Raw genomic sequence first — 21736 nt, 5'->3', positions numbered from 1 at the left:
GCCCGTCAGTTCGCGTCGACGACCGTCGCGGGCAACGCCGGCGCACGCTTGCCGAGCTTGATGAAGGTCGATTTGACCTCCGTGTACTCGAGCAGTCCGTCGAGTCCATTCTCGCGCCCCACCCCGCTTTCCTTGAAGCCGCCGAACGGCATCTGCGGGGCGGACTCCAGGTAGGTGTTCACGAATACGGTACCGCTGCGCAGTTGCTGGGATACCGTAATGGCCTTGTCGATATCCTTGGTCCACAACCCGTTGCCCAGACCGTAGTTCGTATCGTTGGCGAGCCGCACGGCTTCGTCTGCGTCCTTGAACGTCGTGACCGTCAGCACCGGCCCGAAGATCTCCTCGCGGAAGATCCGCATCGACGGCGTGACGCCGGTGAAGATCGTGGTATCGACGAAAAAGCCCTTGTCGAGACCGTTCGCCGTCACGCGTTCGCCGCCGACCGCCAGCGTCGCGCCTTCTTCCTTCCCGATCCGAATATAGTCCAGCACCTTGTTCAAGTGCTGCTCATGGATCAGCGCGCCGATATCGGTGCGCTCGTCGAGCGGCAAACCAACGACGACACGCTTCGCGCGCTCGACCAACTTGCTCACGAACGCATCCGCCACCGATTCCTCGATCAGCAGTCGCGTACCCGCCACGCACTCTTCGCCCTGGTTCAGGATCGTCCCCAGCAGCACGCCGTCCAGCGCGGCATCGAGATCCGCATCGGCGAACACGACGTTCGCCGCCTTGCCGCCCAGTTCGAGCGCGACATGCTTGACCGTTTCCGCCGCATTGCGCGCGATCTGCTTGCCGACCAGCGTCGAACCAGTAAACGACACCATGTCGACACCGGGGTGCTTCGACATCGCCTCCCCAACGATCGGGCCCGTGCCGGTCACGACGTTGATCACGCCGCCCGGGATACCGGCTTCCTTCGCGAGCGCCGCCACTTCAAGCGCCGTACCGGATGTCAACTCCGAAGGCTTGATGACGGTCGTGCAACCGGCGGCCAGCGCGAACGGGAGCTTCTGGAACAACGTGACCAGCGGGAAGTTCCACGGCACGATCATGCCAACGACGCCGCGCGCCTCGCGCGTGACGAGGCCGAGCTTGTCCGCGCCGAGGTTACTGAATGCGTCGCCGCCCAGTTGCCACGCGAGTGATGCCGCATAACGCGTCAGGTCGACCGATGCCGCAATCTCGCCGCGCGCGAACCGGATCGGCTTGCCGACCTCTTCGGCCTCGATGCGGGCAAGTTTCTCCGCATCGCGTTCGATCAGCGCCGCCCACGCGTTCAACAACGCGGCGCGGGTCGCACCCGGCAGCCGCGACCACGACTGATCGTCGAAGCGCGCGCGCGCCGCGCCCACTGCACGATCGAGGTCGGCCGCGCCGCCTGCCGCATATTCGGCAAGTTTGTCGCCGTGGGCGGGCGAATACCGCGCGACGGATTCCGGCGTGCTCGCGGCTTGCCATTGACCATCGATCCAAAGATCGTAACGACGTGTCATGCTAGACTCCTGTAATCGATTACCACAAAAGACAAAGAAAAACGCATGGCTCAGACCATCTGAGGCCACGTGTCCGAGAGGGTGTAGCCGGACGCCAACGGATCGGTGGCATCTAAGCAAACTTGGTGCATGCCGGTTATCCATGCCTGTCCGGCAACGCTTGTAATCACTGCGGGATAAGGACCTTCCTGAGTTTGTCGCTCTATCGAACCCTCGAAGCAGGTCCCGATGATCGATTCGTGGATCAAGATATCGCCGGGCGCGATCTGCTTGCGGCGGTGCAAAAGTGCGAGCCGCGCGGACGTTGCCGTGCCGCCGGGAGACCGGTCGAGCCGCCCCGGTGAGACGATCACCGCATTACGCGAACGAATACCGCGTTCGGTCCGCGTGAGCGGGCCCATGAACTGGGCCTGCGTGATGCCCGTCAGAGCCGTATTCATCGGATGGATAGCCTGCAGTTGCTGGCTGGCGGCACACTTGATCAACTCTCCCAGTTCGCTCAACTCCTTCGCCTCGTCGGCTTCGAGCCGCAGGCCCAGCATTTCCGCATCGATCTGCACGAATGTTTCGCCGCCGTATGAGATGTCGACGGGCAACGCCCCGAAGCCCGGGACGTGGACTTCGTGCTGCTCGTAAAAAACGAACGCCGGCTGATTGACGAAGCGCACCCGCGTCACCTTGCCGCCGGAACATTGGCAGGTGATCTGAACGGCCCCGGCTGGGGCCTCGAGAACGAACCGGGTCTCAGGCTCCTGCATCGGAACCATTCCGGTTTCAAGAAGGACGGTCGCGACGCACATCAGGTTGGACCCCGACATCACCGGATAGTCGGTCGCGCCAGCGGTCACGAATCCGATGCGCGTATCCGGATGAGCGGACGGCAGCACGATGTTGATGCTGTCGACCACGGAACCCCGCGGTTCAGACAGGCAGAGACGCCGAATATCGTCCCGGTGGTGACGCAGGTACTCGCGCTTGTCGAACATCGTTTCGCCCGGGACGTCTACCACGCCGCCGGTCAGCACCTTGCCGACCTCGCCCTCAGCGTGGCAGTTCACGACCTGGTAGTAGTTCTTCCACCGCATCCGCCGTCTCCGCATGGATGTAATCAATTACATATCAAATCGCGCATCATCAAGGTTCACACGACAACCGCCCCGCATGACAGCAACGCGACTACAGGGACATCGAGGATTTTACAGAAACCGTGCGCGTTTTCAGAAAAATCTCGTCTCCGAGGTGTATCATAGCAGCGTCACAATGGCGCGTGTGGTGGAAAGTAGCCGTTTAGTGGCACTCCCTCCAAATGCATCATCGCAAGCCATTGATAACAATGAGATTATTTGGATGAACTCAGGATGTCGCGGCTGGTCCGCCGACGCATCAGAAAGTAATCGTTTTCTAGCCCGGTCCGCAAATTTGCTCACAGCGCGCATCTGCGAACTCGCTCGCGCCCCCTATCGCTCCATTTCGAGCGCAATCAACATGAACAAACCAGCGAAACAGCGGCCCCAGAAGGTCAATGTCACGGACGTCGCCAAGGCGGCGGGCGTGTCCGTCGCGACCGTGTCGCGCGCGTTCAACCTCCCCCATCTCGTGCGCGAGGAAGCACGCGAAAAGGTGATCTCCATCGCGCGTAAGATGGGCTATACGCCCAATCCGTCCGCCAAGGCACTGCGACTGCAGAAAACGCACATCATCGGCGCGGTCATTCCGACACTCGATTATTCGTTCTTTGCGCGCCTCGTCGACGGCTTCGAAGAGCGCATCACCGCGGCCGGATACAGCGTGTTCGTGTTGACGACCGGCTTCGACAATTCGCGGATGTTCGACAAGGTTCGCGCGCTCGTCGAGCGTGGCGCGGAAGCGCTGCTGATGGTCGGCCGCGTCGACGATCCGGCACTGCGCGCGTATCTGCTCGAAAAGCAGATTCCCTGCGTGACGACGTATTCGTATACGAATGACGAGCACTTCCCCTCGATCGGCTTCGACAACTACAGCGCGACGAAGCAGATGGTCGAATTCCTGATCCGGCTCGGCCATCGGCGCATGGTCATGATCGCCGGCCCCGTTCACGGCAATGACAGGCAGCAGTCACGCATCCAGGCATTCGAGGAAACCCTGGCCGCCCATGGCATTACCGACGGATGCCACGTCATCGAGAAGAGCTACGGCTCCGCGGTCTTCCGCGGCGCCGAAGCCATGCGCCAGATCTTCGGCGAATTTCCGGAGACGACCGCCGTCGTCTGCAACAGCGATACGTTCGCACTGAGTGCCATCGCCGAATGCCGTCGAATCGGCATACGCGTGCCGGAAGATCTCTCGATTTCGGGGTTCGACAACGACGACTATGCAACCGTCTTCACACCGGCACTCACGACGATTTCGGTTCCCGCGCGCGACATGGGCGAGCATTCGGCCCAAGCACTGATCAGCGCTCTCGCAGATCAGCGCAAGATCATGCCGGTTCGCCTCGAAACGAACCTTGTCGTGCGAGAATCGACGAGCACGGCCCGTCGCGAGCAGTTCGACAAACTCGCTCAAACCACGCACGAGGGGCGATAAGTCCGGTCGGGCGCACGCCCGACCTCGCCTCCCTCCGTTCGCCGGAACCCGTGCTCGACCGAGCACCCAGCTGCCGCCCGGCTAACGCGACTTGCCCCATCCCCCGCTCTCCGCATCACCCTCCGCTGCCCCCAACATCGTGACGCCACCTCGAAGCTAATTGTAATCCTTTACCTAATCATCCAAAAAACACCCGCCTTCAGAAGATTCTCCATCTGCCCGCTCGAACCAACAGATCGCCGCCACTCTCATTATCACGAGGTTTTACGGGGGTCACTCATTTCAAAATAGGGAAGACCCGCATTGATCCACGGCTGTAAAGGATTACATTACAGGCCGAGCTACAGCAAAAACGACGACCCGGCCGGACGTCATCGAAGCGCCGAATGCCCGAGGAACAGGACCAGCGGTCCGGATTCCGCGGAGCAACCTTTACCCCTGTGAGGAAGCGATGGATATCGAAAACAGAAGCATTGAGTTCATTCCGGAGAATGAACGCTACGGGAAACCGAGCCGGCTCTTTACGATCTGGTTCAGCGCCAACATGCAGGTCACCACGCTCGTGGTCGGCACGCTTGGCGTCGCAGCCGGCCTGAGCGTGTTCTGGACCATCATCGGCCTGATTCTCGGCAACCTCATCGGCACCATCTTCATGGCCGGCCACTCGGCGCAAGGTCCTCACCTGGGTATTCCGCAGATGATCCAGAGCCGCGCGCAGTTCGGGGTACTCGGCGCCGGCATCCCGCTGTTCATCGTCGTGCTGTCTTACATACTGTTCACCGCCGCCAACGGTGTCGTCATGCGCGACTCGATCAAGGCGATCTACCCGATGAGCGACAACGAAGCCATCACCCTGTTCGGCGTGCTGACTCTGATCATCAGCTACATCGGCTACGAGCTGATTCACCGGATGGGTGCGTACATGTCCGCGCTGTCCGGGCTGATCTTCGCGGCCGCCGCGTTCCTCGTGTACCAGCATCCGCTGCCCCCGCATGCCGCGGCGGCCGCCGCGAACCATGGCTACATCAATAGCGCGTTCATGCTGGTGGTTGCACAGGCCGCGTCGTGGACGCTCGGTTTCGGTCCGTATGTCGCCGACTACTCGCGCTATCTGCCGAAGAACATCTCGACGAAGCAGACGTTCTGGTACAGCTACATCGGCAACGCGCTCGGCTCGACGCTCGTGATGATTCTCGGCGCGGTGCTCGCCGCCGGCATCGCGGACGTCACGAAGGATCCGGGCACCGGTCTCGCCAGCCTGTTCGGCGGCTGGGGGCGTCCCGCGCTCGTGATCATCGTGCTCGGCGTGCTCGAGATCAATGTGCTGAACCTGTACAGCGCGTACATGTCGACCACGACGATCTTCACCGGTTTCAAGGGCATGGCGCGTGTCAGCAAATCGATGAAGTTCGTAATCATGGCGCTCATCGCCGTCATTGCAACGGCAATCGCGATCGGCACGCAATACCACTTCAACGACTACTTCTCCGACATTCTCGTCGCGCAGATCTACGTACTGGTGCCCTGGAGCTCGATCAACCTCGTCGACTACTACCTGATCCGCAAGGGCCAATACAGCGTGCCCGACATGTACAACGAGGACGGTATCTATGGCAAATACAACATCAGCACGCTCGTGATCTTCATCGTGGCGGTCGCCGTGCAGATCCCGTTCATGGACATGTCGTTCTATCACAGCTACTTCGCACGCATCATCGGCGCGGACGTCAGCTGGATCCCCAGCCTGCTCGTCCCCGGCGCGCTCTACTACTTCGTCAACCGCAATCGCGGACTGTCGCTGCTGCCGAACCGCGCGTCGGCGGTTCAGTGACCGGCCACCGCGCAACGCCGCACTGAATCGGGACGCGCGACCGCGCGTCCTTCATCCGCTGCGCATTGCATCGATTCACCGGCAGGATCATGCTTCAGTCCTGGCATTGACTCATGTATATCATTAGGTATACGAATAAATATCATGACGATCGGATCCTGCGATTTTCCACGACAAAACCAGAACGTGAGTGAGACAATGAACAAGATCCATCTGATCGCGGCCGCCGCACTGTGCACACTTTCCGCTGCAGCCAGCGCGCAGAGCTCCGTCACGCTTTACGGCATCGTCGATACGGGCATCGCCTATGTCCACAACAGTGGCGGCCAGCATTCGCAATGGAAGATGTCCTCCGGCAACCTGTCCGGCAGCCAGTGGGGCCTCAAGGGCACCGAAGATCTCGGCGGCGGCCTGAGCGCCGTCTTCACACTTGAGAACGGCTTCGACATCGGGTCCGGCCAGCTCCAGCAGGGCGGCCGGATGTTCGGTCGCCAAGCATTCGTCGGGCTGACGAGCACGCAGTTCGGCTCGGTCACGCTCGGTCGCCAGTACGATCCGGTCAGCGACCTGCTCCAGCCGTACACGGCCGATGCATACAGCGGCTTCTTCGCGACGCCCGGCGATGTCGACAACTACGACAGCAGCGTTCGCTTCAATAACGCGGTGAAATGGACGAGCCCCGTGTGGGGCGGGTTCACGCTGTCGGCGATGTACGGGTTCGGCGGTGTCGCGGGTTCCGTCGGTTCGGGCCAGACCTATTCCGGCGCGATCAGCTACAGCCAGGGGCCGCTCTCGCTCGGCGCCGGCTACCTGCACGTCGACAACGGCAATGCGGCCGCATCGACGCGCGGCGTATCGTCGGCCGATACGTTCTTCAACAGCTCGGTCAACGCCGCGTATGCATCGGCCCGCTCGGTCAGCATCGCACGCGCCGGCGGCCAGTACGCGATCGGCCCGGTAACGGTCGGCGCGGCCTACAGCTTCTCCGAATATTCGCCGGATGCTTCGTCGACCTTCAGCCGGTCCGAGAAATATCACAACGGCTCCGTATTCGCGAACTGGCAGGTGTCGCCGTTCTTTGTCGCGGTCGCCGGCTACAACTACACGAAGTCGAACGGCGATTCGTCCGCGAAGTATCATCAGGTCAACCTGGGTGTCGACTACCTGCTGAGCAAGCGCACGGACGTCTATGCGACGATCGGCTACACCCATGCGAATGGACAGAACGGGCTCGGCGCCGCGCAGGCCGTGATCGGCTCGTTCGATATCGATGCAGGCGCCGGTTCGCAGGTGATCGGCATCGTCGGCATGCGCCACAAGTTCTGATCGTTACCGTGCGCCCGGCCGCGGGATGCCTGGATAGATCCGTGCATGCCGCGGCCGGGCTCGCTTCAGCACGTCGCCCATGAACCAGACTCGCAGGAACGACATGAACCGAATCGTCGCCATGTACGTGGCTCTGAATGCTACCGCCTGCATCACCTCCCCCGCTCACGCGCAGGATCCAGGTGCCGCGACTACCGTCGTGAAGCTCGGCTTCGCGTCGCCGCTCACCGGCGCGCAGGCACATCTCGGCAAGGACAATGAAAACGGCGCCCGTCTCGCGGTGGAAGAGATCAACGCGAAGGGATTCAAGGTTGGCGGAAAACCGGTCCGCCTCGAACTCGTGTCGGAGGACGACGCGGGCGACCCACGCACGGGCACCGTGGTCGCTCAGCAGCTCGTCGACCTCGGCGTCGTCGCGGTCGTCGGTCACATGAACTCCGGCGTCGCCATCCCCGCGTCGCGCGTATACAGCAACGCGCAGATCGCGCTGCTCTCCAGTGCGTCGAATCCCGCGTATACCGCACAGGGCTACAAGACGTCGTTTCGACTGACGGCGACCGATGCGAGCCAAGGGCCGGCGCTCGCGCAATATGCGACCAGGCGCCTGCACGCGCGACGCGTCGTCGTCGTGGACGACGCCAGCGCATTCGGCCAGGGGCTCGCCGACGAGTTCTCGAAAAAGGCGGAGGCGCTTGGCCTTGAGATCGTGAGCCGCGAGACCGTCAGCGACAAGTCGATCGACTTTCGCGCGGTGCTGACCCGCATCAAGTCGGAGCGCGCCGACGCCATCATGTTCGGCGGGATGGACGCCACGGCTGGCCCGCTTGCGAAGCAGGCACGTACGCTCGGCCTCGCATTGCCGATTCTCGGCGGCGACGGCATCTGTACCCCGACGATGATCAGCCTCGCGGACAAGGCTGCGGAAAACGTCGTGTGCTCGAGTGTCGGCACGCCGCTCGAGAAGCTGCCGCGCGGTGCCGCATTCGAACGTACGTATGAAGCGCGCTACGGCACGCCGGTGAAGTTTCTCGCGCCGTTCTTTTACGACGCCGTCTACCTGGTCGCGGACGCGATGCGACGCAGCGGGTCGATCGATCACTCCGCCGTGCTCGCCGCGTTACCGAAGGCCGACTATGTCGGCGTGACCGGGCGGTTTGCGTATAGCGATCGCGGCGATATCAAGGATCCGGTGGTCACGCTCTATACGGTCAAGAGCGGAAAACTCGTTCCGGTCGAGACGGTTCATATGTAATCGACGCCGCGCTGCTCGTTCGGCGCGGATGCAACAGCAACCGATCAGCGCGCCACTTTCAACCCAGCCATGCCGGCCGCCAACAGCAGCACCGCCAGCAACGCGAATGCCGCACCCAGTCCCAGCGCGTGCGCGAAAAACCCGACCGCCGCCGGTCCCGCCAGGTTGCCGCCATATCCGAGCGTCGTCAGCGCGGTGATCGCGGCGGACGGTTCCATCGCGCGCTGACGGCCGGCTGCCGCGAACAGCAGCGGCACGACGTTCGCGCAGCCGATACCGGTGAGTCCGAAGCCGACGATCGCACCGACACCCGACGGCGCGGCAATTGCCACGACGAGCCCCAGCGCACCGATGATCCCGCCCGCCACGATCATCGCTTGCGCCCCGAACCGGTGAGCGAGCCCGTCGCCGAGCAGCCGGCCACTCGTCATCGCAATGGCGAACACGGTGTAGCCGAATCCCGCACGTACCTGCTCGTACTGCTTCACGGTCGTGAGGAACAGCGCGCTCCAGTCGAGCATCGCACCTTCCACCAGGAACACGCAGAGCGCGATCGCACCCATGACAACGACGATACCCTGCGGCAGTACGAACCGGGTACCACTGCCGCCGCCCCCGTCCGCCCGTAGACGTCGGCCGTAGAACGCGATCAGAGCGACTGCCACCGCCGACACGGCAAGCGCAACCGCGATCGGCGGTGCGCCGGCCGACAGCAGCGCGCCGCCGGCCATCGAGCCCGCGATGCCCCCCACGCTGAACAGACCATGAAACCCCGACATCAGGCGCCGCCGCGTATCGCGTTCGACCAGCATCGCGTGAATGTTCATCGTGACGTCGATCATCCCCATGCCCGCGCCGAACAACAACAATGCGGCCGCCATCGCGCCCATGCTCGACATCACCGCGAGCAGAGGCAATGCAATCGCGATCATCGCCGTACCCACGCCGATCATGCGTCGGCAACCGTAGCGCCCGACCAGGCGCTGGCACAACGGCATGCATCCGATCGAGCCGATCCCGAGGCACAGCAGCAGGAACCCCAGCTTCGCGTCGTCCACGCCGAGCCGCTCCTTCGCATACGGCACGAGCGGGGCCCATGCGGCGACGCTCATGCCCGCGACGAAGAATGCCGCACGGGTGGCCGCGATACCGTTGCCGACAGTTGGCTTTCGGTCAACCGCAGCGGACGGCTCCGCGTCGCCGGCGCTATACAAGATGCACCTCGGGAACACGCGCACCGATGATCTCGCGATACACGTCGACATAGTCGTTCGCCATGCGCCGCGCATCGAAGCGCTGCTCGAACACGCGGCGAATGGTGCTGCGCGACAGCGTCTTCGACCGCTCAACTGCGTCGACGGCCTGCGCGACCGTATCCACGACATAGCCCGTCACGCCGTCGTCGATGACTTCGGGAACCGAGCCGCGACGGAATGCGATCGTCGGCGTTCCGCACGCCATCGCCTCGATCATGACCAGCCCGAACGGCTCGGGCCAGTCGATCGGCAACAGCATCGCGCGGGCGTTGGACAGGAATTCGGGCTTTTGCCGTTCGTTGATCTCGCCGATGAACTCGACATTCGCCTGCTGCAGCAACGGTTCGATCTCTCGCTCAAAGTAAGCGACATCCGCCTTGTCGACCTTCGCCGCGATCTTCAGCGGCAAGCCGGCTTCCGTGGCAATGCGGATCGCCGCATCGACGCCCTTCTCCGGACAAATTCGTCCGAGAAACGCGAGATAGTCGCCGTCGCCATCGGCTTGTGGGGTCAGCAGCCTGTTCGGCAGCCCATGCTGGACGGTCGCGGTCCACCCCGCGTGCGGCATCGGCAGGCGTTGCGCGTCGGAGATCGATACGAGCGGTGTATCGGGATGTTGCGCGAATACTGGATGGATTTCTGGCAGGTCGAGCCGACCATGCAGCGTCGTCACAAACGGTACGCCAAGGTCGCTGAACAGCGAAAACGGCAGATAGTCCAGGTGGAAATGGAGGATGTCGAACTCATGGGCGACGGCCCTCACCTGCTCCAGCATCAGGAAATGCGGCGCGATCGGATCGCGGATCGTCGGGTCCAGACGAAGCGCCGTCGGCCAGCATGCGCGCAATGTCGCATCCGTGATCGAGTCGCCACTCGCGAACAGCGTCACGTCGTGGCCGAGCTGGACCAATGCGTCCGTCAGATAGGAAACGACGCGTTCGGTGCCGCCGTACAGCTTCGGCGGCACGGCTTCATGAAGAGGGGCAATCTGTGCAATACGCATGATGATGGCAAAATTCGGGTTCAATAAAAAAGGCGCAGCGGCATTGCGGCTGCGCCAAGGAGGCCGAGGGCCTCACACATGAATGGCTTTCCCCGGCGCCATTCGTCTGGAGATGCCGGTCAATCGAGCGGCGATCGGTACGGGCCAGCGTCGATCGGGGTAGACGTTGCCTTCAATACACCGAGCTCGGCGAGTTCCACCGGGTCGTCGAGCGGTGCCTCGCCGCGGTTCAGCAAGTACACCGTGTTCGGATCGGGAAACTCCGCGATCCACACGCCATCCGCGTCGGTGTGCGCCCGCGCCAGCGCGGCGGCGACCTGCGCCGCCTTGCCGAGTTTGCAGCGCAGCGCATGTAGAACACGCGGCCCGTGCGCGAGCGAATGCGCACCGCCCTCCGCAACCGCGCCGGCCACCGGATTCAAGATCGTGATGAACTGCGAGGACACACGCGCCACTGCGCCGGGCAGGAAAGCACCGGTCCATTCGGGCACCTTGCCGAGCGCGGCGCGCTTCTCCGCGCGGTCTTCCAGCGACGCATACGACCACAGGTGCAGGAAGCGGATCGTGTCTCCGTCGACCATCCAGTTGCCGACGAGCTGCCCATATTCGCTGCGGCGGATCGGCATGCCGACGTCGCAGAACAGCGCGAAATAATCCGGTGCCTGATCGCGTTCGATCACGTACTCGCGAAGTTCGTGAACCATCCGTACCTCCGATGATCAGCGGGCCGTATAGCCGCCGTCGACCGTGATCATCGAACCGGTGACGAACGACGCTTCGTCCGATGCCAGGTAGAGGATCGCGGTGGAGATCTCTTCCGGCGTTGCGTAGCGGTTCACCGGCGCGCGCGCCTTCAGCGCCGCGACGAAACCTTCCGGATCCGGCACTTCCTTCAGCATCTTTTCGTAATAGTTGGACCACGTCACGCCAGGCGCCACGCTGTTCACGCGAATGTTCTCCTCCGCGTGGTCAAGCGCCATCGCACGGGTCAGTGCAGCCACGCCGCCCTTGGCCGCCACGTAGGCGGCGCGATCGGGGATCCCTGCCACCGACACCGTCGATGCGAGGTTTACGATCGACCCGCCGCCGCGCTTGACCATCTGCGGAATCGCATATTTCGATACGAGATACACGCTCTTCAGGTTGACGTCGATCAGGCGGTCCCACTCGTCCTCCTCGATCGTCACGACGCTGCCGCGCGTGCCGAGGCCCGCGTTGTTCACGAGAATATCGAGGCCGTCGAAGCGATCGAGCGTCGACTGGATCATTTCCTTCACCTGCTGTGAACTCGTCACGTCGACCTGCACGGGGAATGCGTTGTCGCCGATCTCGTCGGCCACCTTGCGCGCGCCGTCATAATCACGGTCGGCGAGCACGACACGCGCGCCTTCCTTCACGAAGCGTTCGGCCGTCGCCGCACCGATGCCTGCCGCAGCGCCCGTAACCAGCGCAATTTTTCCTTTCAGTCGCATTTCATCCTCACTCAGATCACGTGCTGAAGACGCCGCAGAATTGCGTCCTCGATACTCAATGCCGCCAGCCACGACGTCCGCGGGTTGTCGGGCAACGGGTTGTTTTCCAGCCGAATGACGAGCCTGCCGAACGGCCCCGTCGCTTCAACCTCGTGTACGTTCTTGTCGACGCCCGGATCGGCCATCATCGTGACTACGGTGTTCTCGAAGCCGACGCCGGCGAGCGCAACCGCAGCCGTCACGTTCGCGTTCTTCGGGTAAAGCCGTGCCGACTCGGCGGCACTACCCTCGAAGATCACCGTTGGCTCGGTGATGGCGGCCAGGTCGAATTGCGCTTCGGCCGGTGAACCGACCCACGCGCGCGGCGGCTTGCGGCCGATGTAGCGGACCGATTGAAGGCCACTGCCGCGGGCGGCACTGAGCGCGTCGAGACCGCCGATCGCACCCGACACCACGGTCAATTCCGACTGGCCGCTAAGTTGCGCATCGTGAAGCTTCGCGCGCAGCGACTCGGACGACAGCGCGCCGACCGACGCGACGATCGCATCGACGCCGTGCTCGAGGCAGTGCGCGACGACGTGCTCGACAGCTTGGTGGCCCGCACATTCGACGACGACCGTCGGCTTCCACGCGAGCAGTTCATCGACGGTCGAAAACAGCTCGACGTTCAGGTCGCGCTTGAGCAGCTCGGCGTCGCCGTGCGGATCAAAGCCGGCGACGGGCAGATCACCATGCGTACCCGCGCGAAGCGATGCGACGACGCGGCGCCCCATCGCACCCATGCCGATGACGGCGATGCGTTCCGCGTGCGGATTCGACGCCGGGGAACGCCCCGTCGAACTCGCCACTGTCGTGGCGCCCTCATGGGCAGAAACGTGATTCATATGCGCTCCAGAAATGACCATACGAGCATCGCGAATTCATCGGGCGCGACCTGCGGAAAGAAATGCCCGCCATCGACCTTTTCCAGCTGGCTGCGGGGGATTCGTTCCGCAAGATCGACCGAGTTGTAGAACGGGACGATGAAATCGTCCTCCGCACCGACAACGAGGACGTCCTGCTCGAAGCGCGCGAGTTCGTCCGCGCGTTCGTACGCAAGCAGCATGCCGATCCGGCTCACCACCGTTTCGACATCCATCGCCATCGCGGCATCGAAATCGGGCGACGTGTCTGCCGCGAGATGTCGGTCATACCATTGCCCGTCATAGCCACCGAGCTTCGACAGCGCCGCATACGCGGACGGCCCGACCTGCTCCAGCAGATAGCGGCGGAACGCGAACAGATCGCGAAACCGCCGATCCGGCTTCGCCCATCCGCCACTTAGCACGATCCTGTCGCAGCGATCCGGGTGATCGAGGCCAAGCGTCTGCGCGACGAGGCTGCCGGTCGAATGACCGACGATGTGAGTCACACCGATCGATTCCCGGTCAAGCACGTCGAGCACCGCAGCGGCAATCGTCGGAATGGTTTGCACCGCCGGCGGTGCACTGCGGCCGACGCCCGGGTGATCGAACGTGAGCACCCGGAAATGTCGCGCGAGCAGCGGCACGACCGGCTTCCAGAACGCACCGAGGCCACCGAGCCCCGCGATCAGCACCACCGCGCGGCCGTCACCCTGGCTTTCGTAATGAACGGCGCTCATCGTGCTCGCCGCATTCACTGCTTGCCCGCACCCGTCGTGAAGACGGTACGCGCCTCGATTTCGGCCACGTTCTCCGGCCGATCGAACGGCTCGGGGGTCGGCTCGCCCGGCTGACGCGTACGGCCGATATCGCGGAAGAACGTCTCGAGGCCCGACGGAACGAAGAACCATGCCCAGTGCAGGTCGGCATCACCGTCGTTGATGAACGTATGCGTGCGCAGCTTGCCGAGGAACAGCGTCGTGCCTGCACCCAGGCGATACTCTTCGCCGTCCAGAATCGCCTTGCCCGAGCCCGAGATGAAGTGCAGCACTTCCTCATTCGCATCGTGCGAATGCTTGCGCACGACCCCGCCCGGCGGCAACGTCTGCGTGCCGGCCGAGAACTTCACGTCCATCGGCACGAGGTGCGGCGCGACATGCACCGACGCATGGCCGTTGGCCGGCTGCGGCTGCCAGTAGCTTTCCTCGCCATCGGGCGTCACGACCATGTACTTGCCGCCTGCACGCGCAGCTTCCTGGATTGCGTCCTTCGTGTCTTGCGTAGCTGTTGCTGCCGGATGATTCATTTGTCACCTCATCTGAAAGCGGGCTTGCAGGTCAACCATGCGGCTGCCCCGGAGAAACCCTAGTAATCGATTACATTATCCAGGCCATTTTTCTCGCCATTGGCGCCTGCCTCACCGCTCAGGCACACGCCAATCCAGCGAAACCAGCCACCGAAGCCCTGACTTTGAGCCGATGTCTGCATCGTAGCGAGATTCACAACCGATGTAAAGGATTTCATTTTTTGCGTCATTCGACTATGATTTTGATCAAGCCGCGTCGCCGCGACGAATTCGCTGGAAGCGGCGTCTGGTTGCCGTTTCGAGTACACCGCACGCACCGGGAGACGCAATCGGCGCTTGGCGGGCGTTACTGAAAAAGATTTCACTTTCAACTGAGGAATACATGAACGTCTTTGCTGATACCCGCATCGAGCATGACCTGCTTGGCGACCTCCCCGTTCCGGCCAGCGCCTACTACGGCATCCATACGGTGCGCGCGATCGACAACTTTCCGATCAGCGGCATCGCGGTCGGGAGCTATGCCGCACTGGTACGAGCCCTCGCCGAAATCAAGAGCGCGGCCGCGCAGGCCAATGCCGACCTCGGCCTGCTGCCTCGAGACAAGGCGGGCTGGATCGTCGAAGCTTGCGAGGAAATCCGCGAGGGCGCGTTGCACGACCAGTTCCCGATCGATGTGATTCAAGGCGGAGCCGGCACGTCGACGAACATGAACGCGAACGAAGTCATCGCGAACCTCGCTCTGGAGATTGCCGGGCATAGCCGTGGTGAGTATGCGTTCCTGCATCCCAACGAAGACGTCAACATGAGTCAGAGCACGAACGACGTATACCCCACGGCGATCAAGCTCGCGCTTCAACGGCTCATTGTCGACCTGGTTGCAGCGATGGCGGAACTGCGTACCGCTTTCGACGCGAAGGCAACGGAATTCGCGACGGTGCTGAAAATGGGCCGCACCCAGTTGCAGGATGCGGTTCCGATGACGCTCGGTCAGGAATTCGCGTCGTACGCAGTGATGCTCGCCGAGGATGAAGCACGCCTGACCGAAGCGGCCGCCCTGCTGCGGGAAATCAATCTCGGCGCGACTGCGATCGGGACCGGCATCACCGCGCATCCCGACTATGCGGCCATCGTGTGCCGGCACCTGAATGCGATCACCGGGCTCGACTTCGTGACAGCGTCGAACCTGATCGAAGCGACCCAGGACGTCGGCGCGTTCGTGCAGCTGTCGGGCGTACTGAAACGTGTCGCGGTGAAGCTTTCGAAGGTCTGCAACGATTTGCGCCTGCTGTCGTCCGGCCCGCGCGCCGGGCTCGGCGAAATCAACCTGCCGTCGCGTCAAGCCGGCTCGAGCATCATGCCGGGCAAGGTCAATCCCGTGATTCCGGAAGTCGTGAACCAGATCGCCTTCGAGGTGATCGGCAACGACATCACGATCACGCTCGCGGCGGAAGGCGGACAGCTGCAACTCAACGCATTCGAGCCGATCATCGCGCACAGCCTGTTCAAGAGCCTGGTGCATCTGAAGGCCGGCTGCGAGACGCTGACCCGACGCTGCGTCGTCGGTATCACGGCAAACCGTGACCATCTGCTCGACAGCGTGCAACGGTCGATCGGCATCGTGACGGCGTTGAATCCGTATATCGGCTATGCGAATGCCACCGAGGTCGCGCGGCTCGCGCTGGAATCGGGGAGAAGCGTGTCCGACATCGTGCTCGAGCGCGCGTTGTTGAGCGCTGACGAGCTGGCGGCAATTCTTCGCCCCGAAGTGCTCACTGAACCGGCGAGCCAGGTTCGTATTCAGCTCAACCGTTGAGCGAACATCCAGGCGGGATCGTACCAAGGTCCACCGCGCCGGTCGCGATTGGACCGCACAGGTTCGTGGCGCAACGTGCAACACGCTCCGTTTCCGGAAACGAGTTGCCGCCCTGTTCGACTGAAATCCGCCTTGGATGCCGACCATCGTGCTTGATCGCTTCGTCGCTGCCTCGTTTTCCTGGTACGACCTGCTGGCGCAGGCGATACCGGTGCGCTATCTCACCCTCGTCGGGCTGGGATTGCTTGGCCTGATCGCGGTCATGCTTGTCGTGGCCGCGTACTGCTACTTCTCACGCGGCGATTGACCCGTCGATCGCGGCGAACACTACCGGAGGTCAAGTTGCACAACCTCATCGTTTCGGAACAAATAAAAGCGATCGCCTTCGATTTCGACGGCGTCATCCTAGACTCCGTCCGGCTCAAGGCGGACCTGTTCGTCGAATGCTACGACGGCTCGCTCGACGAAAGTCAGAAGCAAGCGATCCTCGCCTATCAGGCGCTGCACGGCGGCGTCGGTCGCGTGGAGAAGTTCCGGTATTTCGAGCGCGCGATCTTCGGCCGAGAATCCAACAGTGCCACAGTCGCGACCCTCGCGGATCGGTACAGCACGCTACTGATGGCGCGCGTCGCATCGTGCGCGGAGCTTCCTGGTGCACGTGCGTTCCTGGAGCGCATGTCCGGACATTTGCCGCTGCATCTCGTGTCGGGGACATCGCATCACGACCTGGTCGCGATCACGGCGCAACGCGGTTTCGATCGCTATTTCGAGACCATCGTCGGCGCTCCGACCACGAAGAGAAAAGCGTTCACCGCGATAATGGAATCCGGCCCCTGGCTTCCGAAGCAGGTGCTGGCCATCGGCGACTCGACAACCGAGTTGCGGGCCGCCGAGCAGCTCGGCATGCCGTTCATCGGCATCGTCGCGGCCAGTGAGCCCAATCCGTTTCCGCCGGACGTCACGGTTTTCGAGAACCTGGAGGCTTTGAATCGCGCCTGTCGTGGCACATCGCAGCAATGAAGGCCAGAACCGCAATCTGTCATGAATTTGCCCGACACGCTGGCGAATCTGGCGCTATCATCCAATTCATGCGGCCAACGTAGCCATACACACCAATGAAGCTCGATGCGATCGACAAACGCATTCTGCGTGCGTTGCAACAGAATTCGAACCAGACAAATGCGGAGCTCGCGCAGCAGGCGGGGCTCTCGCCCACGCCTTGCTTGCGCCGCGTCCACCTCCTCGAGGAGCACGGCGTCATCAATGGATACGTCGCGCTGCTCAATCCCGCGGCGATTGACCTGAAGTTTTCAACGTTTGTGCGGATTACGCTGGATCGTCAGGACAAAACCACGGTAGAGCGCTTCGCACGTGAAATAGAAAAAGCACCGGAGGTGCTCGAGTGCCATTTGATGGCCGGCAGCTACGACTATCTGCTGCGCATCATCGCGAAGGATCTCGATGACTACCAGCGCTTCCAGATGGAGACACTCACGAAAATCGACGGCGTGCGGAACGTCCAGACCGAGATTCCGCTCAGGCAAATCAAGCATACGACTCGCCTGCCGATCGGGTGATACTCAGGGAGCCCGTCGGTTCACGCAAAAGAATCAAACTGCTTCAAGTCGATAGCCGACCGTATAGACGGATTTCAGCGAAATGCCGTTCTCGGCGCGGAGTGCAAGTTTGCTCCTGATGCGATAGACGTGAGTATCCAGCGACCGCGAGTACCTGTCTTCGCTCTTTCCCCAGAGAATTTTGAAAAGATGATCGCGCGGGACTGCGCGCCCAAAATTCTTGAACAAAATGGCAGCGAGCCCGAATTCCTTGTCGGTCAACGGAATCTTGACGCCCTTCAAGTAAACACTCTTTACCTTTTCGTCGAGAATATAGTTCCCAACCTCGACCAGACCCGGAATGTCGCGTCCAGGCCTGGTTCGGCGCGTGTTCGACCTCACCCGTGCCAGGAGGACCTCCGGACCGATCGGTTTGAGAATGTAGTCGTCGGCTCCGGCGTTCAACGCCTCTGCGACACATTGCTCGAATATCCGATTGGTCAGGAACAAAACCGGCAGGTTGTCACCGATATTTCGTCGAATCCACTTCAGAACGTCCATCCCCGACATAAGCGGAGCCGCCCAGTCGAGAATAACCAGATCGAATATCGACTTTTCGAGTTTTCGTACCGCGGACGCCCCGTCCCGGCAAACTTCGACGTGGCATCCATGCCGGCCCAATGTCAGATCGACAAAATCCGACATCGCGGCATCGTCTTCGAGTAGCAGTATCTTCATCGAATCAATCAGTTTCAATGGCATCCGCGTGCACCCCGAAAGATGCACACTCCGGTAATCAAGACATATCTCGATTAAATGCCTTCCTTTAATCACGCTCGCGATCGCCTGCGCGCGCCATCCTGCGGCGCGAATAATATTATTCGTCCGAGATAAAGCGAAAATTGGTGTGAATCGATTAAGCGATTCGAGAGCCCGCTTGATTTAAATCAGCCTCAGGCATTTTCAATTGGCCGATCGATGGCGAGATTATTCCTCTTCCCCGGTAGAAATTGGATGCAAATATGGTCAATCAATACACCCAAGTTGGAGTTGATCGCCTCGAAACCCCGATTCAGTAGTGAAATGCTCCAACACGCTACGAAATCGATCGAAAGATGCACTGTCGCGCGATCGAAGGCACTTTAATCAGACAAATGGACGCCGATCAACCGGACCGCCCTCGGCCGGTCAAGCGCCTGCTCGTATCTTGTCGGTGGGCCTTCGCCTCGGCACACATACCGTGGTCGCGCGGCCAATGAAACGCTTGGAACCCCGGAACCGCATTAGTTCAATTTCCTTCGTATGACTCAGTCGTAGCCAAATAATCCAAAGTTGACAATAGTTGTAGCGAAACACGCATCCAATCTCTACGGGAAGATCGAGATAATCCACTGAGCCATCCGCCTGCCACACGCAGCACGCAGCGCGGCCCTCGTCAGACCATCTTCTCCAAGGGGAGATATCTCATGTTGCATCTGTCATGGTTGCCGTTCATCGCCACCTCCCTTCTGATCATTCTTACCCCGGGCCAAGACATGGTTCTGGTGATGTCGCGGACACTGTCGGGCGGAACCCGCGCAGGCATTGTTACCGCAGCCGGCGTCAGCGTCGGACTGATCGTGCATACGATGCTCGCGACGCTCGGCGTGGGCGCACTTCTTAAGGCATCCGCATGGCTCTATACATTGCTGAAGCTCGCCGGTGCGCTGTACCTGCTGTACCTCGGCGTGATGCTTCTGCGCTCGTCGGGCGAGCTGTCGTTGTCGGGTAGCAAAGGTGTACCGGCATCGGCGCTGCGTACCTTCATGCAAGGCGCGCTGTCCAACGTGTCGAATCCGAAGATCGTGCTGTTCTACCTCGCCTTTCTGCCGCAATTCGTCCCCACTGATTCGACGCGGCCGATGTTGTCTCTTTTCATATTGGGCGTGACGTTCGCCAGCCTGACGTTTCTGGTCAAGGGGCCGGTCGCGCTGTTCGCCGGCCTGCTGTCGGCCTCGATCAGACGCAATCCTCGCATCCTGATCCGGATACACCGAACGAGCGGTGTCGTCCTGCTGGCGCTGGGCATCAAGCTCGCACTCGAGCGTCAATGAGTGCAGGTCGTACTCCATACGTTGGAGTACGACCAGTTCGAGATGCGCAGCAGCGCGCATGCGCGGCCGGTAAAAGACTATGCAATCGATTTCACCCCTACGTGTGACATTTGTTCACAATGAATTTCGAAACATTGGTTATCGTGTAGACCTTTGTGCCAATTAGAATTTATCGCTCATTTTCAACCATGGAGTCCTATAAACCATACCTAAAGAAAAAGGCGCAACTTGAAGAGGAGCTGCTTCAGGAGAGACGCCGGATAGTCGATTTCGTGATCGCTGAAATCCGGGAATGCGTTGAGTCATTCGAGCTCACGCCGGAAGATATCTTTCCGAACACCGACAAAAGAACAAGAAAGCGAAAGGCCAAATACTTCGATCCCAAAACGGGGCGCACCTGGAGTGGCGTCGGACGAGAGCCGCTATGGCTTAGAGGTCGTGACTGGAAGGAATTTCTGATCGATAGACTTCCCGACGAACAGTAATTCATCCACACCGCACACGCATCAACCCGCAACCCGATACGAGAGGCGCTTCACCCTCTGCCAGACGAGGGGACGTCATTTTCGGGAAAGCGCCGGTCAACGATAGATCGACGCGTTTTCTTGCAAGAACGAATGCGGGTGATTTTCCACTCGAGCAACAGTTCGCATAATGAAGATCCTTATACTCGAGGACGATATCGCTCACGCGGATTTCGTTCTTGATATATTGCACCGGCACGGGCACGACGTGCACTTTGCCAGCGATGGTGCGCGCGCCGTGCGCTTTCTCGAAAAATCGGTGTTTGATCTGGTCATTCTCGACTGGGTCGTGCCGATCATTTCCGGGCTCGACGTACTGCACTGGATCCAAGCCAATCTCGGCCGCAAGATTCTTGTCCTGTTCCTGACCAACCGGCCATTCGAGCAGCATATCGCTGAAGCCCTGAACGCCGGCGCTGACGACTACGTCGTGAAGCCCGTCGGTTCGAGCGAACTGATTGCGCGGATCAACGCGCTGGCACGACGGGTTCATGCCGGCGACGAGCAGCCGGAGACGATCGTGGTTGGCGATTACATGGTGGACAACAACGGCAAATCCATCTACTTCAAGGGCGAGAAGATCGCCCTGACCCAGAAGGAATTCGATATTGCATCGGCGCTGTTCCGGAGCGTCGGCCATGTCGTGCCTCGCGACTATCTGATCAAACTGATTTGGGGTAAGTCGGGCGATATGCTGTCGCGCTCGCTCGACACACACGTCTACCGGGTGCGCAGCAAACTTGCTTTGTCGGCAAAGAACGGGGTGGTGCTGAAATCGGTCTATACGATTGGATACCGGCTCGAAAAAGCCTGAGCCTCCCCCGACGTTCTTCCCGTCCCGCATGCCCAGGCTCGAGCGGCATGCTGCCGGTCGTCATGGGATCCGGTTGAGCGACGTGTACGGCCCGTAGTCGGTCAGGCGCCAGCCCCTGAGAAGGGCTGGCGCGTCATGCGTCGCAATAGAGCGACGCAATCGCGCCGGAATACGCGGCGACGTTCTCAGGGTTGTAGATGCTGACCGAGTCGAGCACGTGCTTCGATTGCTCGCGGTATGCATCCAGATTCGCGTCGTGTTCGGCAAATGCCCGCAGCAGCGCGCGGCCGCCGGCCTGGCAGTCGAAGTCCGGATAGAAGTACCCGGCCTTGCCGAGGAATGGCGAGTTGTGGATCAGCGGATAGTCGCCGTACAGCAGTTCGTAGTACAGGTAGTTCTGCGCGTTCTCCCACGTGTGCGACACCACCACGTCGCCGTAGGCGGCCATGAACTCGTACACCGCGTAGCGGCTTTCGAACGTCGTGATCCCGTGGTTCACGATGTCGAGACTATTCGCGAAATGG

General features: G+C 61.3%; 23 protein-coding genes. 11 read left to right on the top strand and 12 right to left on the bottom strand.

From position 1 onward, the window contains the following. Positions 1-5: 5 nt before the first annotated feature. Entirely contained in the window at positions 6-1643 is a 1638-nt protein-coding gene (locus tag U4Z31_RS26830; protein WP_321811881.1) for an aldehyde dehydrogenase family protein, read from the bottom strand. Next, positions 1550-2584: a proline racemase family protein gene (locus tag U4Z31_RS26825; RefSeq protein ID WP_321811880.1), complete on the bottom strand. Its 1035-nt coding sequence runs from the start codon at positions 2582-2584 to the stop codon at positions 1550-1552. Before U4Z31_RS26825 ends, U4Z31_RS26830 begins: the two co-directional genes overlap by 94 nt. 262 nt (positions 2585-2846) lie before the next feature. Between U4Z31_RS26825 and U4Z31_RS26820 the strand changes: the two genes are divergently transcribed. From U4Z31_RS26820 to U4Z31_RS26805, 4 genes are all read left to right on the top strand, one after another. Continuing rightward, complete coding sequence (locus U4Z31_RS26820) at positions 2847-4064, top strand: LacI family DNA-binding transcriptional regulator (RefSeq protein WP_321811879.1); 1218 nt, start codon at positions 2847-2849, stop codon at positions 4062-4064. A gap of 451 nt (positions 4065-4515) precedes the next feature. Further along, complete coding sequence (locus U4Z31_RS26815; protein WP_321811878.1) at positions 4516-5895, top strand: cytosine permease; 1380 nt, start codon at positions 4516-4518, stop codon at positions 5893-5895. Between the two features lie 198 nt (positions 5896-6093). Beyond that, positions 6094-7221: a porin gene (locus U4Z31_RS26810; RefSeq protein WP_321811877.1), complete on the top strand. Its 1128-nt coding sequence runs from the start codon at positions 6094-6096 to the stop codon at positions 7219-7221. Positions 7222-7324: 103 nt separating this feature from the next. Continuing rightward, entirely contained in the window at positions 7325-8473 is a 1149-nt protein-coding gene (locus U4Z31_RS26805) for a branched-chain amino acid ABC transporter substrate-binding protein (RefSeq protein WP_321811876.1), read from the top strand. A gap of 44 nt (positions 8474-8517) precedes the next feature. Here the strand turns inward: U4Z31_RS26805 and U4Z31_RS26800 are convergent, their stop codons facing one another. From U4Z31_RS26800 to U4Z31_RS26765, 8 genes are all read right to left on the bottom strand, one after another. Beyond that, positions 8518-9621, bottom strand: a complete 1104-nt coding sequence (locus U4Z31_RS26800; protein WP_321811927.1) for an MFS transporter — start codon at positions 9619-9621, stop codon at positions 8518-8520. A 58-nt stretch (positions 9622-9679) separates the two neighbouring features. Continuing rightward, on the bottom strand, positions 9680-10732 hold the full coding sequence (locus tag U4Z31_RS26795) for a glycosyltransferase family 4 protein (protein ID WP_321811875.1): 1053 nt from the start codon (positions 10730-10732) through the stop codon (positions 9680-9682). 119 nt (positions 10733-10851) lie between these two features. Continuing rightward, positions 10852-11436, bottom strand: a complete 585-nt coding sequence (locus tag U4Z31_RS26790) for an NIPSNAP family protein (protein ID WP_321811874.1) — start codon at positions 11434-11436, stop codon at positions 10852-10854. Between the two features lie 15 nt (positions 11437-11451). Then, positions 11452-12204 carry an SDR family oxidoreductase gene (locus tag U4Z31_RS26785; RefSeq protein ID WP_060344069.1) on the bottom strand — a complete coding sequence of 251 codons (753 nt, stop codon included), beginning with the start codon at positions 12202-12204 and terminating at the stop codon, positions 11452-11454. An 11-nt stretch (positions 12205-12215) separates the two neighbouring features. Continuing rightward, entirely contained in the window at positions 12216-13088 is an 873-nt protein-coding gene (locus tag U4Z31_RS26780; RefSeq protein WP_321811873.1) for an aspartate dehydrogenase, read from the bottom strand. Further along, entirely contained in the window at positions 13085-13846 is a 762-nt protein-coding gene (locus U4Z31_RS26775) for an alpha/beta hydrolase (protein WP_321811872.1), read from the bottom strand. Before U4Z31_RS26775 ends, U4Z31_RS26780 begins: the two co-directional genes overlap by 4 nt. A 14-nt stretch (positions 13847-13860) precedes the next feature. Next, positions 13861-14412: a cupin domain-containing protein gene (locus tag U4Z31_RS26770; RefSeq protein ID WP_321811871.1), complete on the bottom strand. Its 552-nt coding sequence runs from the start codon at positions 14410-14412 to the stop codon at positions 13861-13863. A 59-nt stretch (positions 14413-14471) separates the two neighbouring features. After that, positions 14472-14783, bottom strand: a complete 312-nt coding sequence (locus U4Z31_RS26765; RefSeq protein ID WP_321811870.1) for a hypothetical protein — start codon at positions 14781-14783, stop codon at positions 14472-14474. A gap of 11 nt (positions 14784-14794) precedes the next feature. Between U4Z31_RS26765 and aspA the strand changes: the two genes are divergently transcribed. The 4 genes from aspA to U4Z31_RS26745 all read left to right on the top strand — a co-directional run bounded on the left by aspA (position 14795) and on the right by U4Z31_RS26745 (position 17802). Then, entirely contained in the window at positions 14795-16225 is a 1431-nt protein-coding gene (gene aspA / locus U4Z31_RS26760; protein WP_321811869.1) for an aspartate ammonia-lyase, read from the top strand. A 136-nt stretch (positions 16226-16361) separates the two neighbouring features. Then, complete coding sequence (locus U4Z31_RS26755) at positions 16362-16532, top strand: hypothetical protein (RefSeq protein WP_321811868.1); 171 nt, start codon at positions 16362-16364, stop codon at positions 16530-16532. A 35-nt stretch (positions 16533-16567) separates the two neighbouring features. Next, complete coding sequence (locus tag U4Z31_RS26750; RefSeq protein ID WP_321811867.1) at positions 16568-17245, top strand: HAD family hydrolase; 678 nt, start codon at positions 16568-16570, stop codon at positions 17243-17245. 95 nt (positions 17246-17340) lie between these two features. Next, the gene (locus U4Z31_RS26745) at positions 17341-17802 is read left to right on the top strand and encodes an Lrp/AsnC family transcriptional regulator (RefSeq protein WP_124634060.1); all 462 of its coding nucleotides are present in this window, start codon (positions 17341-17343) and stop codon (positions 17800-17802) included. Between the two features lie 33 nt (positions 17803-17835). On the opposite strand, the gene U4Z31_RS26740 is transcribed toward U4Z31_RS26745, so the two are convergent. Then, entirely contained in the window at positions 17836-18519 is a 684-nt protein-coding gene (locus U4Z31_RS26740) for a response regulator transcription factor (RefSeq protein ID WP_321811866.1), read from the bottom strand. Positions 18520-19247: 728 nt separating this feature from the next. Between U4Z31_RS26740 and U4Z31_RS26735 the strand changes: the two genes are divergently transcribed. The 3 genes from U4Z31_RS26735 to U4Z31_RS26725 all read left to right on the top strand — a co-directional run bounded on the left by U4Z31_RS26735 (position 19248) and on the right by U4Z31_RS26725 (position 21212). Then, positions 19248-19874: a LysE family translocator gene (locus tag U4Z31_RS26735; protein WP_321811865.1), complete on the top strand. Its 627-nt coding sequence runs from the start codon at positions 19248-19250 to the stop codon at positions 19872-19874. 188 nt (positions 19875-20062) lie between these two features. Further along, a complete protein-coding gene (locus U4Z31_RS26730) occupies positions 20063-20359 on the top strand; it encodes an H-NS histone family protein (RefSeq protein WP_321811864.1) in 297 nt (98 codons plus the stop codon). Positions 20360-20528: 169 nt separating this feature from the next. Then, on the top strand, positions 20529-21212 hold the full coding sequence (locus U4Z31_RS26725) for a response regulator transcription factor (protein WP_321811863.1): 684 nt from the start codon (positions 20529-20531) through the stop codon (positions 21210-21212). 133 nt (positions 21213-21345) lie between these two features. Here the strand turns inward: U4Z31_RS26725 and U4Z31_RS26720 are convergent. Next, a partial coding sequence (locus U4Z31_RS26720) for a DUF2827 family protein (RefSeq protein WP_321811862.1) occupies positions 21346-21736 on the bottom strand: 391 nt, incomplete at its 5' end.

The sequence above is a fragment of the Burkholderia sp. BCC1985 genome, from assembly GCF_905339915.1.
GTDB lineage: Bacteria > Pseudomonadota > Gammaproteobacteria > Burkholderiales > Burkholderiaceae > Burkholderia.
Note: the sequence above shows the minus strand (reverse complement) of the source record. Positions and strands in the feature narration are given on the sequence as shown.

Excerpts from the sequence above, each read along its gene's own strand:
- U4Z31_RS26830 (WP_321811881.1), bottom strand. The coding sequence starts at position 1,643 with ATGGATAACCGGCATGCACCAAGTTTGCTTAGATGCCACCGATCCGTT.
- U4Z31_RS26825 (WP_321811880.1), bottom strand. The coding sequence starts at position 2,584 with ATGCGGTGGAAGAACTACTACCAGGTCGTGAACTGCCACGCTGAGGGC.
- U4Z31_RS26820 (WP_321811879.1), top strand. The coding sequence starts at position 2,847 with ATGAACTCAGGATGTCGCGGCTGGTCCGCCGACGCATCAGAAAGTAAT.
- U4Z31_RS26815 (WP_321811878.1), top strand. The coding sequence starts at position 4,516 with ATGGATATCGAAAACAGAAGCATTGAGTTCATTCCGGAGAATGAACGC.
- U4Z31_RS26810 (WP_321811877.1), top strand. The coding sequence starts at position 6,094 with ATGAACAAGATCCATCTGATCGCGGCCGCCGCACTGTGCACACTTTCC.
- U4Z31_RS26805 (WP_321811876.1), top strand. The coding sequence starts at position 7,325 with ATGAACCGAATCGTCGCCATGTACGTGGCTCTGAATGCTACCGCCTGC.
- U4Z31_RS26795 (WP_321811875.1), bottom strand. The coding sequence starts at position 10,732 with ATGCGTATTGCACAGATTGCCCCTCTTCATGAAGCCGTGCCGCCGAAG.
- U4Z31_RS26790 (WP_321811874.1), bottom strand. The coding sequence starts at position 11,436 with ATGGTTCACGAACTTCGCGAGTACGTGATCGAACGCGATCAGGCACCG.
- U4Z31_RS26785 (WP_060344069.1), bottom strand. The coding sequence starts at position 12,204 with ATGCGACTGAAAGGAAAAATTGCGCTGGTTACGGGCGCTGCGGCAGGC.
- U4Z31_RS26780 (WP_321811873.1), bottom strand. The coding sequence starts at position 13,088 with ATGAATCACGTTTCTGCCCATGAGGGCGCCACGACAGTGGCGAGTTCG.
- U4Z31_RS26775 (WP_321811872.1), bottom strand. The coding sequence starts at position 13,846 with ATGAGCGCCGTTCATTACGAAAGCCAGGGTGACGGCCGCGCGGTGGTG.
- U4Z31_RS26770 (WP_321811871.1), bottom strand. The coding sequence starts at position 14,412 with ATGAATCATCCGGCAGCAACAGCTACGCAAGACACGAAGGACGCAATC.
- aspA (WP_321811869.1), top strand. The coding sequence starts at position 14,795 with ATGAACGTCTTTGCTGATACCCGCATCGAGCATGACCTGCTTGGCGAC.
- U4Z31_RS26755 (WP_321811868.1), top strand. The coding sequence starts at position 16,362 with ATGCCGACCATCGTGCTTGATCGCTTCGTCGCTGCCTCGTTTTCCTGG.
- U4Z31_RS26745 (WP_124634060.1), top strand. The coding sequence starts at position 17,341 with ATGAAGCTCGATGCGATCGACAAACGCATTCTGCGTGCGTTGCAACAG.
- U4Z31_RS26740 (WP_321811866.1), bottom strand. The coding sequence starts at position 18,519 with ATGAAGATACTGCTACTCGAAGACGATGCCGCGATGTCGGATTTTGTC.
- U4Z31_RS26735 (WP_321811865.1), top strand. The coding sequence starts at position 19,248 with ATGTTGCATCTGTCATGGTTGCCGTTCATCGCCACCTCCCTTCTGATC.
- U4Z31_RS26730 (WP_321811864.1), top strand. The coding sequence starts at position 20,063 with ATGGAGTCCTATAAACCATACCTAAAGAAAAAGGCGCAACTTGAAGAG.
- U4Z31_RS26725 (WP_321811863.1), top strand. The coding sequence starts at position 20,529 with ATGAAGATCCTTATACTCGAGGACGATATCGCTCACGCGGATTTCGTT.